This is a genomic window from Hymenobacter latericoloratus, assembly GCF_014199535.1.
GTDB lineage: Bacteria > Bacteroidota > Bacteroidia > Cytophagales > Hymenobacteraceae > Hymenobacter > Hymenobacter latericoloratus.
On record NZ_JACHNV010000001.1, the window covers coordinates 338,585 to 351,741 of the forward strand.

The 13,157-nt window shown below is 60.0% G+C and carries 12 protein-coding genes and 1 pseudogene; 3 read left to right on the forward strand and 10 right to left on the reverse strand.

Annotated elements, in window-relative coordinates; all coding sequences use genetic code 11:
* Positions 1-66: 66 nt before the first annotated feature.
* Both GGU46_RS01545 and tssD read right to left on the reverse strand, forming a co-directional pair.
* Positions 67-819: a PoNe immunity protein domain-containing protein gene (locus tag GGU46_RS01545; protein ID WP_183401829.1), complete on the reverse strand. Its 753-nt coding sequence runs from the start codon at positions 817-819 to the stop codon at positions 67-69.
* Positions 820-828: 9 nt separating this feature from the next.
* A complete protein-coding gene (tssD, locus tag GGU46_RS01550) occupies positions 829-1,773 on the reverse strand; it encodes a type VI secretion system tube protein TssD (RefSeq protein WP_183401830.1) in 945 nt (314 codons plus the stop codon).
* A gap of 104 nt (positions 1,774-1,877) precedes the next feature.
* Here tssD and GGU46_RS01555 point away from each other — a divergent pair.
* Positions 1,878-2,009 (forward strand): annotated as a pseudogene (locus tag GGU46_RS01555) (hypothetical protein); the annotation flags it as partial.
* A gap of 720 nt (positions 2,010-2,729) precedes the next feature.
* Here the strand turns inward: GGU46_RS01555 and GGU46_RS01560 are convergent.
* The 3 genes from GGU46_RS01560 to GGU46_RS01570 all read right to left on the reverse strand — a co-directional run bounded on the left by GGU46_RS01560 (position 2,730) and on the right by GGU46_RS01570 (position 6,553).
* Entirely contained in the window at positions 2,730-4,403 is a 1,674-nt protein-coding gene (locus GGU46_RS01560; RefSeq protein ID WP_183401831.1) for a vWA domain-containing protein, read from the reverse strand.
* 370 nt (positions 4,404-4,773) lie between these two features.
* Entirely contained in the window at positions 4,774-5,550 is a 777-nt protein-coding gene (locus GGU46_RS01565) for a suppressor of fused domain protein (RefSeq protein ID WP_183401832.1), read from the reverse strand.
* 172 nt (positions 5,551-5,722) lie between these two features.
* A complete protein-coding gene (locus GGU46_RS01570) occupies positions 5,723-6,553 on the reverse strand; it encodes a DUF5694 domain-containing protein (protein ID WP_184093913.1) in 831 nt (276 codons plus the stop codon).
* A gap of 355 nt (positions 6,554-6,908) precedes the next feature.
* Between GGU46_RS01570 and GGU46_RS01575 the strand changes: the two genes are divergently transcribed.
* On the forward strand, positions 6,909-7,328 hold the full coding sequence (locus GGU46_RS01575; RefSeq protein ID WP_183401834.1) for a hypothetical protein: 420 nt from the start codon (positions 6,909-6,911) through the stop codon (positions 7,326-7,328).
* Between the two features lie 93 nt (positions 7,329-7,421).
* Here the strand turns inward: GGU46_RS01575 and GGU46_RS01580 are convergent, their stop codons facing one another.
* Complete coding sequence (locus GGU46_RS01580) at positions 7,422-7,802, reverse strand: DUF805 domain-containing protein (RefSeq protein WP_183401835.1); 381 nt, start codon at positions 7,800-7,802, stop codon at positions 7,422-7,424.
* 285 nt (positions 7,803-8,087) lie between these two features.
* Complete coding sequence (locus tag GGU46_RS01585) at positions 8,088-9,188, reverse strand: L-dopachrome tautomerase-related protein (protein WP_183401836.1); 1,101 nt, start codon at positions 9,186-9,188, stop codon at positions 8,088-8,090.
* A 289-nt stretch (positions 9,189-9,477) separates the two neighbouring features.
* On the opposite strand from GGU46_RS01585, the gene GGU46_RS01590 reads away from it, so the two are divergent.
* Entirely contained in the window at positions 9,478-10,605 is a 1,128-nt protein-coding gene (locus tag GGU46_RS01590) for a putative sensor domain DACNV-containing protein (RefSeq protein ID WP_183401837.1), read from the forward strand.
* A gap of 169 nt (positions 10,606-10,774) precedes the next feature.
* On the opposite strand, the gene GGU46_RS01595 is transcribed toward GGU46_RS01590, so the two are convergent.
* The 3 genes from GGU46_RS01595 to GGU46_RS01605 all read right to left on the reverse strand — a co-directional run bounded on the left by GGU46_RS01595 (position 10,775) and on the right by GGU46_RS01605 (position 13,080).
* On the reverse strand, positions 10,775-11,233 hold the full coding sequence (locus GGU46_RS01595) for a cold-shock protein (protein WP_139925407.1): 459 nt from the start codon (positions 11,231-11,233) through the stop codon (positions 10,775-10,777).
* Between the two features lie 293 nt (positions 11,234-11,526).
* Positions 11,527-12,126, reverse strand: a complete 600-nt coding sequence (locus GGU46_RS01600) for a pseudouridine synthase (protein ID WP_183401838.1) — start codon at positions 12,124-12,126, stop codon at positions 11,527-11,529.
* 108 nt (positions 12,127-12,234) lie between these two features.
* Entirely contained in the window at positions 12,235-13,080 is an 846-nt protein-coding gene (locus tag GGU46_RS01605) for a hypothetical protein (protein ID WP_183401839.1), read from the reverse strand.
* Positions 13,081-13,157 lie beyond the last annotated feature (77 nt).

A 13,157-nucleotide genomic window follows, 5' to 3' on the forward strand; every position in this document is an offset into this window, starting at 1 on the left:
ATTTCCGCACCTGCGGGAAAGCACACGCGCCCCCTCTGCGAGCAGAGGGGGCGCGTGTGCGTTATGTTAGGCCAGGGTTGGCTTACGGCCGAAGGCGTAGTCGGCCAAGTCTTTGGGGTAGTAGCGCATGGTTTGCAACTCGGTGTCATCCAAGCAGAGGCTGTAAGCCGCCGCCGCCGCTTCCCAGCACCAGTAGCCCGTGAAGCCAGCGGCATCCAGGCGGTGGGCGTGGATGTTGTACCAGGTTGTGTCGAGGCTCTCGTACCAGCCGGCCAGGAAGCTGCGCAGCAGTTGCGGCTGCAGGTCCGGTGGGGCCTGTAGGGCGTCGCGCAGGCGGGCGTAGGTTTTAGGGAAGAGCAGCTTGGTGGTGGTAGGCAGGCGCTCGGGCAGGCGGCGGCTAATGAGCCACTCCAGCACGTAGTCTTGCTCTGCGGCTCCGATGGCATCAGCCAGGCGGCGAAACACATCTGCGTCTACGTGTAGTAGCAGCGCGATAGACAATAAGGTTACCGCCTGCATGTACTCGTCTTGCTCACCATTAAAGAAGAAATTCTCTTCTACTGGGTGCTGCTTATACTGCTCTAAGGCTTTAATAGCAGCCAAGAACTCTTGTTTCACCTCTTCGATGGGGTAACCGCGAGAGTACTTCAGTTCCGCCAATTCTACGCGGCGGTTGAAAATACCTAAATACACTAGGTCGTGGCGGACTTCGTCGGCTGGCAGTTGTGCATCCTCTTCTGAGACAGCAATAAACCGGGTGCGACGCTGAATAGATTTATCGAAGTGATCCTCCGTTAGCAGTAGCTCGCGTTTGTTCATAAGGTCAGGTTACAACAAAATGGTTTCGGTGAGCTGCCCAGTGGCATCTACGTGGTGTAGACGCTTTTCTACACGCCTTAACCGTATAGCTCGTTCTATTTCAAAAGCTTCATCTTCTCCAACTGCTTTTGTCAGACGCTTGCTCCCTACTATCCACGTGTCGCTCATCTGGCGGCCGTCCTGGGTCATGCCTAGGCGGCTCTTGCCATACTTAGCTTCTGTGATGATATAGTCGGGTGGCGGGTTGCCGTGCTTCCACACCCCGTCGATGCCGTTGCCGCGGGCCGTGCCGCCGGGAGGAGGGGGCGTTACCAGGCCACCATCGTTGAGTTTGGTGTGGCCCTGACCCCGCATGTACGTATCGGAAATGTGCTCCCCGTACACGCCCTTTTCCGAATTGTCAGTCAGCCTGGGGACGTTGCTTAGCGTTGGTGCCTGCACCTTGGCCAGTTGGCCGGTAGGTTTAGCCACAGCGCGGGCGGCCGCCAGGTTGGTTTCGTCGCCGAGGATGCGGGCGCGGCGGCGCACTTCTTCCGGTGCCTGCCAGGGCAGCACGCTGTGCGATTCGATGGTCATGCCATCCAGGGTCAGGGCCGCCGCTGTCAGGCGAAGCGTAATGGTTTCGCCGGGCCAGCCGGCTGGGTCTCCGGGCGCGAAGTAGCTGCGCAGCCCTACGCAGTGTGCCGCCTGAATGTGCAGGCGGTGTAGCCGGGACCCATCGGGGCGATACTGCTCCAGGTGGCTGCTGGCTCGCTGATAGGGGTCAAGCATGTAGCTGCTTAGGCGGGCGTCCTCGTCGGAAGCGTCGAGGGTAAGCGTAACTACCTGCGGCCGAACTGTGGTGCTGGGTCGCCCTACATAGTCAATGCCTTGGTGGAAGCCGTAGTGCCCTTCTAGCACCTTATACGTGCGCCCATTAAAGATCCAGGAAACCAGCTCAGGCGTAGCCGCCATAGAAGTTGAATAAGAATCAGGATAACATGTAAAAGCCTCTCAATATAGAGGAAGCCACTTAAAACCGACAAAATCCTGGGGTGCGCATGGGCCTGAGTATCGGGGCCGTAACGGCTATGAAGTTCCGCGCCTCGGCCGAGGACGTGGCCCGCATGAGCCACGCCCACCCCACCTACGCCGAAGCCATAAAGGAGGCCTGCCTAGCCGCCACGGAGAACCGGGCGATTCACATGTAATGATAGAATCTCCTCACTATAGAACAAAAAACCTCAGTTAATTTTTTAGGATTAACTGAGGTTTTTTGTTCTATAGTGAGGAGATTCTAAAATATCCCGTTATGCTATGTTGCTACCTACTTGCTGACCCACCTAGGCCACCGAGACCTATTAAAAAGCCAAGCCAGTAGAAAAAACCAGAATTATTATCTGCGTAAATTCCATATTTCATTCCGAATAGTTTTGCTATTAAGGCAAAGGGCAAAACTATTCCATGAATTACTCCACCAAAGAACCCGTATTCATGGCTGCCGCTATGCGCCGGTGCACAAGAGCTTATTAAACAGGCAAGCAAAATGAATATGGTTGTGTGAATGTATATTTTTTTCATAAGAGTCTTTTACGTGCTATTTCATGCCTCCGAATATTAGGCCAGCCCACCCAATAAGTAAGATGTAGCCAATTATTCCTGCTTTACCTCCGGCTAATTCCAAAGGCCATAATGGTCCAAGGATAAATGCAAAAATAATATACAGTACCAGAGCCGCAATTAACATATTTATTTTTTCAAAGATTGCCTACTCTAGATTGGTTTTCAGCTTCCCCATTATGTCGGAGTAAATCTACATCTATATCAATATAAATGGTTTTAATAATTTAAAGATAATATTTAATTTTTTTTAAAATTGCAAATATAGGTATATAAGTTCATGATTACTGTGTCAACATATTACAGATATCCTAAGTCTTCTGCACAAGCTTAAACCCATCCTTCGTCACTTGGTACTGCTGGCTCTGGATGGTGATGGTTTCGCCTTCCAGCAGCTTGCTTAAGTTCTCGATGTCGCCCTCAATGGTGTGGAGGGTGAAGCCGTGCTTGCGGGCCAGGGCGAGGTATTTGGGGTTGATGTAGTCGTGGACGCCGCAGAGGATGATGCGAACCTGGGCCGTGGTGTTTTTGAGCAGCTTGGCGTCGCGGGGGAAGGTGTAGTTGTCGGCAATCAGGATGAGGTCGGGCGAGGCGTCGGGGCCGGCGAGCTGCTGGGCGTAGAGCAGGGCTTCGGCGTCGTTTTCGGGTGCGTCGCCGCCCCCGCCGGCCTTCATGGTTTCAATCAGCTTGTTTTTAATGGCCTCGTAGCTGTCGGTTTTTACGTGGTGGAAGCCGCCGGTTTTGCCCACGCGCTTGTCTTTGTCGGGCTGGTCGTTGCCGTCGTTGAAGAACACAAAGGTTTTCGGGTCTTCGAGGGCGCTGAGCTGCAGCCAGGCCAGCAGGTCGTAGGTGTAGGGGAACATGCTGCCGGTGGCGTCGGTCACTACTACCTCCTTGTTCCACTCGGGGTGGCGCTGCATCACGCGGGTTACCACATTGGCATCGGGCGGGAGGGGTAGGGTTTCGGTGGTGGTATCCGAGGCGGCCAGCAGCTCGCCTTTCTTGGTGATGCGCGCCTCGCAGTAGTCGTGCTTGTGCTGGGCGTTCTTCTTTTTCAGAAAGACGCGGTACAGCCGGGCCACCGAATCGGGGAGGGCGAAGCTGGTGAGGGCCAGATCGGGCTTGCCCACCAGCTGCAGCGGCCCCAGCGGCAGGCGCACGGCCCCCTTCACAATAAACGGAAACATGCGGCGGTCAACGGGAAAGCCCGAGTTGAACACCACGCTTTTCCGGATGGCCTCTTCCAGCTCCGCAGTGCAGAGGGCCTTGCCGGTGGGCCGCACCTGTACGCTTTGGGTAGTACCGCGGGCATCTACCGTCAGCTGAAAGCGCACGATTTGGGGCTCCCGCTGAGGGCATTTGTAATTCCGGCGCAGGTTGCGGGCCATATCCCGGCTGCTGAATCGGCTGGAAGGCAGGTTGCAGGCTACCTGGCAGCCCTGAGTTTTCTTGGCGGCTTTGGGGCGCTTCTTTTCCAGGATGCGCAGCTTGCGCGTGAGGCTGTCGAGGTCGGCGCGGGAGGTAGCGGCGGTGGCATGCCGGGCCACGTACACCACAAACCCATGGAAAAACGGCTGGCACTCGGCGGGACTGTTGCAGCCGGTTTGCTCTACCAGGGTCCAGGTCACGGACTCATCTTGGAGCAGGCCCGGCACGCCCGCCGCCAGGTTGCGGATGCGGCTGAGGTTGAGCTGGCGCTGATTAAAGGCCGGGTTCAGGCGGAAAGCGGTGTACACCAAATCAACGCGCACGATGTGGCGGTCCTGCAGCTGCAGGGCCCGTAAGTCGGCGCCGGAAAAGGTGGAAGGGAGCCGCAGGGCTTCCAGCTCCGGCAGGGGGTGGTACCGCTCGGTGCGGTAGGCGTTAAGCTGGTCGTAGAAGGTGTTCAGCTCCGCCTCAGGGGTAGGAGATTGGGCATGCGCCGCGCTGGTGGCCAGCAACAGAATAATGCCACAGAGAAAAGCCCGAAAGAATACGCAGGACATGTAATAGGATAGCAAACACAAGAGAGTGCAAAATACGGGTTTGCTCGGAACAGGCCTTGTGTAAGCAGCAGGGGTAGGGAAATAAGAAGTCCGTCATCTCGCGTGGTTCGCCTCACCCCCCGGCCCCCTCTCCAAGGGGAGAGGGGGAGTGAATACCATTGCAACGTCAGCACGCGAGATGTCTCGACTGCGCTCGACATGACAGTTCTTCCATTCTATTTACAGCAGCCTGGCACGGGTAGGGCAGGAGCGGATGGCTGCTGCCTGTGGGCGTTCGGCTTGGTCATTGATGCGGAATACAGCAACGCACAAGCGGCTGAAGCTCTGGTAGCTTCAGCCGCTTTTGTGGGGTAGTACTTTGTTATTCTGGCTACCACAAACCCAGGAAGCCTTTTTTGGCGGCTACGTTGGGGCGGTCGAGGTCTATCACGTCGGTGATGCCGCGCTCCTCGAATTTGTCGATGAGGGCCTCCACGCCTTTGCGCATCTTCAGGTCCATTTCTTCCTTGTAAATAGCGTAGAGGGAGTAGAAATAGATAGTTTTCTCCTCGCTGATTTTCAGCGTTGTGAATTCTTCGGGCAGAACAAGGGAGGGCAGTAGCAGCATACAGCCCAGCTTGGTGTTGGAGGCGAAGGGCTCGGCGTTTTCCCCGTTCGGGATGGTGTGGCCGGAGCCCAGCCAGGTGCGGTACTCGTGGGGGAAGCGGGCCAGGTACTTCAGCCACCGGATGGGCCAGTACTGGTCTTCCGTGGCGTCCTCGTCCTCATATTCGGCCTCGGGGCCCAACTGCGGGAACTCCCAGGTGCTGGGCAACAGAATGCACAGTTCGGCGTAGCGCCAGTCTTCGGCGCCTTCGGGCACCGTCATGGGTAGGTCGCTCATGCCGGAGGTGACCAGCACCTTGAACGGAAAATCGGCGCTGGGCTCCACGAAGTGCACGTCGATGTGCACCTTATCGGAAATGATTTCGTGGAACACCCCGCTCACCGGGCCAAGGTGGCGCTCAATGTGGTTGGATATGGCCTCAATACTCTCATCGTCGCCGGAGGCCAGGCTGAACCCGGCGGGCTCTACGCCCTCGTAGCGGTACACCGGTGCCCCGGACGGCGACAGTTCCTGTTCTGAATCGGGCTCTTGCTCGGTCATATAAAGTACGATAAAGATGGAGAAACGGAGCAGGTACTACGGGCTAGCCCCGAAAGGTGCCCGCCGCTAGGTAAGCAAAAGGCCCACTACTGGGGTAGTATCAACACATCTTCCCTACCCCCGCCATAAGGCTGAACCCCAAGCGTTGGCGGCGGGGCAGAGCAACCCGGGCTTACTTTTTCAGTACGTCTTTCAGCTCCTTCAGGCGGAAGCGGCTGTCGAAGCTGAGGAACTCGCGCATCATGGCGGCGTGACCGGAGCCCACCAGCACCACCACTTTATCGTCGGTGGGGGCCACGGTTTTCTGAATGATGGAATACATGTAGAGGTTGCGGCGGTACCACTCCGACACCAGGAAAGGGCCGTTGAAATTGCTGGCGGTGCCCGCCCGGTTGACTTTATCGAGGTAGAAACCCTTGTTGGAGTCGAGGGTGGCTTGGGTGTTCTCGTCGAGCAGGAGCTGGGTGAGGGAGTAGGTGGCCAGCTTCCGGTTCATGTTTTCCTCGTACGATTTCACGTAGGCCTGCACCTGCTGGAGCAGGGCCTCCTGGCGGGCGCTCTGCATGGCGTGCATCACGCTGTCGTAGGGGAACTGGGTGTTGCGGTAATCCATGGCGTACACCCTGGGGAGCTTAGCCTTCCGGGCCGCCCGGAAAGCCAGCTGAATAATTTCATTGCGGGCGTAGAAGCCACCGGCCTGCTTGGGAAACTTCGTTTTCACGTACCCCGCGTAATCGGGGCCGAGGTAGGCCGCGTACAGGTCGTCGAGGCCCTTCTGGTCATCGGCCGACCATTCCACGAAGATTTTATCGGGCTGAAAGGCCGCTATGCGGCTGCTGATGGTTTCCAGCTCCGTCTGCACTTTGGGGGCCAGCACATCCAGGGTGTTAATCTTGGAGACGTCGAGGCCGGGATTATCGAAGTGGAAGGTGCCAATCAACAGCAAATCAGCGGGCTTGGTCTGGGCCTGGCCCGTCGTGGCGGCCAGCAGCAGGGCAAGCAAAACAAGAATAGAAAAGCGCATCGGTCGGGTTCGTATATCTTCGGCTAAAGCTACACGGCCGGGTCTGAATTTCAGCTTCCTGCGGCCCGCGGGGTAGGCGCGGCCCGCCGTGGAAGCCCCCGCAGGCTGCCGCCCCGCACGTGGTTCAGGCTACCCCCGCGGTGCGCGGTGCAAGAAGGCTGTTTGCCGCGCACTGCCGGGCTGGCCGTAAAAGGCGCCCGGCGCGGCTGCGGGCCGGTGGCGGCACAGCGGCCTGGCCCCAGGGTTTCATCATTACCGGACCAAGCGAACCGCGCACCGCGAAAAGGCCCGGAGCGGCCTGGATGGGGCTCCCGACCTTTGTTATCTTTCGCTAATGAAGAAGCTAGTGCGCGGTGCCTTACTGGGAGCGGGGCTCTGCTGGCCCCTGCTAGCCTACGCCGGCGAGCAGGAAGACAAATACGTGTTTCTGCTGGTGGGCGGCGTGGGCGGCATGCTGGTAGGGGTGGGCCTGTACGGGCTGCTGATGGTGCTGGTGGCCCTGTTTGTGCGGCCGCGGGCGGTGGTGTGGACCGCCTTTGCCCTGGGCGGGACCTTTCTGGTGTATATGCAGTACACCTCACTGCAGATTTTGGGCGCGGCTGCCCGCCTGGGGCAACGGCTGGAGCAGGCGCCCGCAGCAGGCACGGTGGCCGTGCTGCTGAAGGCCGGGGGCGTGGTAATGCTGCTGTTCGGAGTGCTGATTTTTCGAGTGGCTTTCCGGCTGTGGCAGCGTCGGGAAGCCCGGCGTAAGTAGCGCCTACCCTTGTAGACATCGGCTTTCTGTAAAAAGCAAGCGGGAGCGGCCCAGATGGCCGCTCCCGCTGCATCAGAGAGTAGCGCGGAAGAGCTAGTACGCCAGCAGGGGCGCTGCTTTGGGGTCAGGGCCGTAATGGTTGTCGCCGTGGGTGCCTTCGGTGCACATGAGCACGAGCAGCCAGATGCCGCCTACCAGCGGAATGAGAGCAATAAACATAAACCAGCCGCTCTTATTCACGTCGTGCAGCCGCCGCACGGCTACTGCCAGGCCCGGAACCAGCATAGCTAGCGTGTATATCAGGTAAATGGGGCCGTAGCCGATGCCATCCATAGTTGTGCCCAGCACGTTATCGAGCACCATGGCGGCAATGGCAAACAGCAGGTTAAACAGCACAAACATCCAGTACTCCTTGCGGCGGGCGCGGCCCCGGAAAATGGCATAGTTCTTCAGTGCTTGTAAAAAGTAATTCATGCATACGGTAATAAAGAGAGTTCCTACTCGTCAGGCTTTTCGGCAACGCCCCGTTTTTAAGGTGGTTTCTGGACTCCACCGGGAACAAGTCAGCCAGCGCGCCGTTGCAGCCGGCCGGCCGGGTTGCTGACCCGCCCGGAGGCAATATAGGGAGTTGAACAGTATCTTGGGAAGGGCCCCGGGCCAGGTTCTAGCAACGCCAGCGCCCTGCCCCCTACTACGCCGCGCGGCCGAAATACCCTCCCGGGGCCTTAGCCGCGTGGTGGGGGTAGGGGGTAGCCGGGGCTACTGCTGGGGCAGGGTCAGGCGGAAAATCTGGAAGGGCTCGGTGCGCTCCTTGCGCGGAATATGGAGCTGCGAGGTAGTAACGTAAAGTGAGTTATTGGGGCCCACGGAAAAGCTGTCGGGCCACTTCAGCTGGGTTGCCTGGGCCACCTGCTGCAGCTCGCCGCCCGGGGTAACGCGCGTCACGGCGTTGTTCTGAATGTCGGTGAGGTAGAGGTTGCCGGCCGGGTCGAAGATCATGCCATCGGGCGGGTTGGTGTTGCCTACCAGCTCAATACGCTGGGGAAGCTGCGTGGGCGCTAGGTTTTCGTCGCGCAGGTACTGGGTGGCAATGCGGTAAAGCGGCCGGCCCGTGAGGGCGTGGTAGTAGAGGTAGGCGCGGTCCGGCGACAAAGCAAGGCCGTCGGAATCAATGGAAGGCAGCTCCCCGCTGGCATTGCGCCACACCCGGCCTTCCACCGTCAGCACCAGGTTCTCTGACTTGGTAGAAGGGTTGTTTTCCAGCAGGCGCCGGGCTTTTTTGGTCGCCAGGTTTACCACAATAATAGCCCCGGAGCCCGAGTCGGTGATGTAGGCGAAGTTGTTCTGGGTATCCACGCGCACATCGTTGAGGTAGCTAGTGGGGTAGGCAATGGTTTCATCGAAATCAATGCGCTGCACCAGCTGGCGGGTGGTGGGGTCAAACTTGAGCAGCTTGGCGCCGCCGGGCACTACTCCCCGCATTTTGGGCGAGGCCGCGTCCAGCACCCACAGAAAGTTGTTGGCATCCACGTACACGCTCTGCACGCACACAAAGCGGTTCTGGGGCGGCAGGGTCCGGTCCCAGGTGTTCCACTCCGCATTAGGGAAGGGCGTGGCCTGGGTGCCGCTTACCTCCGCCACCGAGTACGGAATGGTATCGGTTTCCATGCGCGGAAAGTTGGCGAATATGCGCCCCTGCTGGGTAACGGCCACCCCGGTCCACTGCACCGTAGAGGTAGCTACCGAGGTCAGAGCCAGGTTCAGGTTGGTTAGGGTCGGCCCAAGGGCATCATCATCATCGTTGCTGCAGCCGCTAAGCAGAAGCAGCGCGGCAAAACCTGCAGTAAGTAGTTGTTTCATAGCGAGGTATAAGAAAAGTGCGGCAGGTGCTGCCTGCTGTTGCTGCTCCATGCCTACGCGCTCCGCAGGAGCCGGGGTTATCCGGAGCTCAGTCTTTGCGGTATAATTCCGCGTTTATACGGAACGCCGCTGGTGGCAAATACGGAGCGGAGGCTGCCCGGTAAACCAGCCGGGCGGCTGGGCTGTTGTGGTGCCCCGGAGCGGCCACTGCGGTTGCTGCCTACAGGCGCCGCCGCCCGGCTGGTTTACCGGCCCAGGGCATCCTGTTTCCTCACGTCTCGTGCTCTTTATGCTTTCCGAACCGACCTACCTGGCGGCCCGCATGGTGGCCCCCATGATTGAAACTCACTTTGCCCGCCACCACGCCCTGGCCATGGAGCAGGCCCTGCCCGACCTGGCCCCGCCCCCGCCCATGCAGCAGGTTGAAGCCATGATTGACGCCGCCTTCTGGGCCAGTCTGCGCCGCGAGGAGGGCCACCCGCCCCGGATTTCGCTTACCCTGCTGCGCCCCGAGCAGGCCGGGCAGCCCGTCGTGTTCGGGAAACGCCGCCTGACGCCCTACAACCTGCTGAAGCTGGCCCCGGCCGTGGAGCAGCCCAGCATTCATCTGGGCGTGTGGTACGATGACGAAGGCCTCTACGTCTGGGGCACGGCTACCGAAATTCCGCCCCTGTGCTTTGTGCTGGAGGTAGTGGAGCCGGGCCTGCTGGTAGTAAAGCACCGCCGCGCCGATGGCTTCGGGAAGTTTGTGAACGTGGCCATCCTGCGCGGCGACCAGCTGCAGCTGGTAGATGCCGAAAACGCCGCCGTGGACGACTGCCCGGCCCTGCAGCTGTTTCTGCCGGGCCAGGGCCTGCCCGCCCGCACCGGCACCACCGACAACGTGCTGGTGGAGCTGGCGGCGGCCATGCGCGCCCACGGCCGCGGCGGGTTGGTGCTGGTAGTGCCGCCCGGCTCCACTACCTGGCACGAGTCCATTGTGCAGCCCATGACCTACCCCGTGCACCCGGCCTACACCGGCATTGCCCAGGTGCAGCAAGACCTCTCGAAGCGCAAGTGGCTGGAGGAAATTCAGCGGAGCATTGCCATTGTGGGCGGCTTTACGGCCGTAGATGGGGCCACCATCATTACCCGCGACTACCACCTGCTGGCTTTCGGGGCCAAGGTGGCGCGGGCCGAGTCCAGCGCGCCCGTGGATAAAATGGTGCTCACCGAGCCCGTCGTGGGCAGTGTGGCCCGCTACCTGCACCCCGCCCAGAACGGCGGTACCCGCCACCTGGCGGCCGCCCAGTTCGTGCACGACCAGCACGATGCCCTGGCCCTGGTAGCCTCGCAGGACGGCTTTTTTACCCTGTTTGCCTGGTCCGCAACCCTGCAGATGGTGCACGCCCACCGCATTGACGTGCTGCTGCTGTAACCCCTTCTGCGCCTGGCCGCCCAGCGCCTGCTACTAGCAACGCCCAGCGGCAGCAGTCTCGAAAAACTGCCGCTGCTGGGCGTTACGCTTCTGCCCGCCAGAAGTAGAGGCTTGCCTGCTACCGGGCAGGTAGGTAGTAAGAAGTACCTATACGAGCATAAGGAGGCGGTTACGCGGCCAGGCGCACGCGCACGGCATTCAGGCCCTTCTGGCCCATCTCCGTCTCAAAGGTCACCTTATCGTTTTCCTTGATCTGGTTAATCAGGCCGTTGGCGTGCACGAAAATGCTCTCGCCCGACTTCTGGTCCTTAATGAAGCCGTAGCCCTTGGAATCGTTGAAGAAGGAAACGGTGCCCTGCCGGATCAGGTCGGCGGGATCTTCCTCTTCCTGCTTGCGGGCGCCCAGGGTAATGTCTTCTACTTTAATTTCTTTCCGCTTCCGGGTGGGGTCGGGTGGGGTAGAGGTGATGTTGCCATCCTCATCTACGTAGGCCAGCATCTCGTCGAGGTTGCCGCCGTTTTTGGCATTGGCCTGGCGCTCTTCTTTGCGCTCGGCCTTGTCCATGCGCTTTTTCAGGCGCTTCTTCTCGTTTTCTTTCTTTCCAAAAGTGGCTTGTGATCTGCCCATGGCCTGTGGTCGTTAGGATGAAATATTCTGGTAAGGGGTGGAAGTGGGGGAAAGCTTACGCACAAGCGCAAGGGCTCGTGTCGGAAAAGGGTAGCAAATGATAACTAGCCGCGCGGATAATAAATTTCATGTTCTTAGAAATTATATAGAAGCTCTGGGATATACCCGGCTGCTGAGCTGCTCTGTTCGGTAAAATACGCACCAGAGGAATACTATAAGTAATTGTTTTGCTGATGAATATGCGGGGCTGGCGGCCCCCAGGGAGAAGACGAGCCGGCCGACAGCGGACCGAGCTAGCTGGCTGCCGGGCCTGCGGGCAGCAGCAGATCGGCTACTTCCCGCACCTGGCCGGGCTGCAACTCGCCCAGTGTAATTTCACCAATACGCACGCGCACCAGGCGCAGGGTAGGAAAACCGGCGGCGGCCGTCATTTTGCGCACCTGCCGAAACTTGCCCTCCGTGACCGTGATGGACACCCAGCTGGTAGGCCCGTGGCGGTCAGAGCGGATGCGGCGGCCCCGCGGGGGTAGGGTGGGGGCTTCCGGGAGGCGGCGCACCTGGCAGGGCAGGGTCTGGTAGCGCACGGCGCGCAGGCCAATTTCCACGCCGGCCTGCAGCCGGGCCACGGCCTCGTCGGTAATCAGGCCATCGAGCTGGGCGTAGTACTCCTTCTCGATGTCTTTGCCGCGCACCTGGGCGCTGATCTGGCCATCGGTGGTGAGCAGGAGCAGGCCTTCGCTGTGCTCATCGAGGCGGCCAATGGCCATGGTGCCCGCCGGGAAATGGTGTAGCTCGCCTAAAAAACGCTTCTTACGCTGCTCCCGCTCAAACTCACTGGTAAACTGGCTGAGGTAGCCGTAGGGTTTGTAGAGCAGGAAGTGACGTTGGGGCATGTAGGCGGGGTAGGGGGCAGGAAATCCGGAGCAAAGCTAGGCACTAACACCAAGCTTCCGGCGCGCCGCCCCCGAATTAGTGCCCCGCCTGCAAACTCTACCCATGAATTACGTGGTTTTGTACAAGTACCAGCCGTGGCCCAGGGGCCTCATCACAATTACGCGCTCAGGACGCATGGGGGGCACCAGGGCGGCGTTGGGCTGATAAAGCAGGCCTACCGTATTATCGGTGACACCCCCAATGATAAACTCCAGCCCGGCGGGCGAACCCAGGGTGCGCTGCGTAACCCGGCTGATGTACAGGGGCCGCAGCAGCGCCAGCACTTCCTCATCGGCGTTGGCGGCCTGCTCGCCGGCGAGGGTAGAGTCGAGGGGGGCGGTGAAAAACTGGCGGCTCTGAATCAGGCGCGCGGCCTGCTGAAACTGGGGCCGATGGCGGTTGAAGTGCTCTAGGATGTCCGCGTCGGAGCCAATCCAGAGGCGGATGTTGCCGAGCATGAAAGCGTGACTGGCCTCGGGGTGCTTCTGGTTGTACTGCGTGATTTCAGCCGGGGGCATGTCGGCCAAGATTTTCAGCATGGGCGGCCCGAGCTGGGTCATGGCCAGGCTGCGCACGGCGGCCAGTGTCCAGGGGGCGGCGGTGGTAGCGGAGTCGCGGCGGAAGTGCAGGTAAATGTCGCTGCGGCGCACGGAGTCGCGCAGCTCCACGGTTACCACGGCCGTAGCGGGGCCCTGGTACAGCAGCTCGCAGCGGCGCTGCAGGGTAGCCGGAATCTGCTGGCCCAGGCTTTGGCGGCGGGCCTGGCCGGCGGCTTCCCCGCTCAGGTAGTCGCGCATCGCGGCCCAGCCGCCGGGGGCCACAAACTGCTCGGCAATCTGCAGGGGCTGCAGGGGTGGCTCGGCCCAGCTCAGCAGGGGCAAAGCCCACAGCAGCAACGCAAGAATATACTTCATCAAACAGGCGTCAGCTGCCCGCTACTCCCACCCGGGCGCGGCCGCCGAACCTCTAAGGTACGCAGAAAACCCGTGGG

Coding starts and splice junctions, on each gene's coding strand:
- GGU46_RS01545 (WP_183401829.1), bottom strand. CDS start 819: ATGAACAAACGCGAGCTACTGCTAACGGAGGATCACTTCGATAAATCT.
- tssD (WP_183401830.1), bottom strand. CDS start 1,773: ATGGCGGCTACGCCTGAGCTGGTTTCCTGGATCTTTAATGGGCGCACG.
- GGU46_RS01560 (WP_183401831.1), bottom strand. CDS start 4,403: ATGTCCTGCGTATTCTTTCGGGCTTTTCTCTGTGGCATTATTCTGTTG.
- GGU46_RS01565 (WP_183401832.1), bottom strand. CDS start 5,550: ATGACCGAGCAAGAGCCCGATTCAGAACAGGAACTGTCGCCGTCCGGG.
- GGU46_RS01575 (WP_183401834.1), top strand. CDS start 6,909: ATGAAGAAGCTAGTGCGCGGTGCCTTACTGGGAGCGGGGCTCTGCTGG.
- GGU46_RS01580 (WP_183401835.1), bottom strand. CDS start 7,802: ATGAATTACTTTTTACAAGCACTGAAGAACTATGCCATTTTCCGGGGC.
- GGU46_RS01585 (WP_183401836.1), bottom strand. CDS start 9,188: ATGAAACAACTACTTACTGCAGGTTTTGCCGCGCTGCTTCTGCTTAGC.
- GGU46_RS01590 (WP_183401837.1), top strand. CDS start 9,478: ATGCTTTCCGAACCGACCTACCTGGCGGCCCGCATGGTGGCCCCCATG.
- GGU46_RS01595 (WP_139925407.1), bottom strand. CDS start 11,233: ATGGGCAGATCACAAGCCACTTTTGGAAAGAAAGAAAACGAGAAGAAG.
- GGU46_RS01600 (WP_183401838.1), bottom strand. CDS start 12,126: ATGCCCCAACGTCACTTCCTGCTCTACAAACCCTACGGCTACCTCAGC.
- GGU46_RS01605 (WP_183401839.1), bottom strand. CDS start 13,080: ATGAAGTATATTCTTGCGTTGCTGCTGTGGGCTTTGCCCCTGCTGAGC.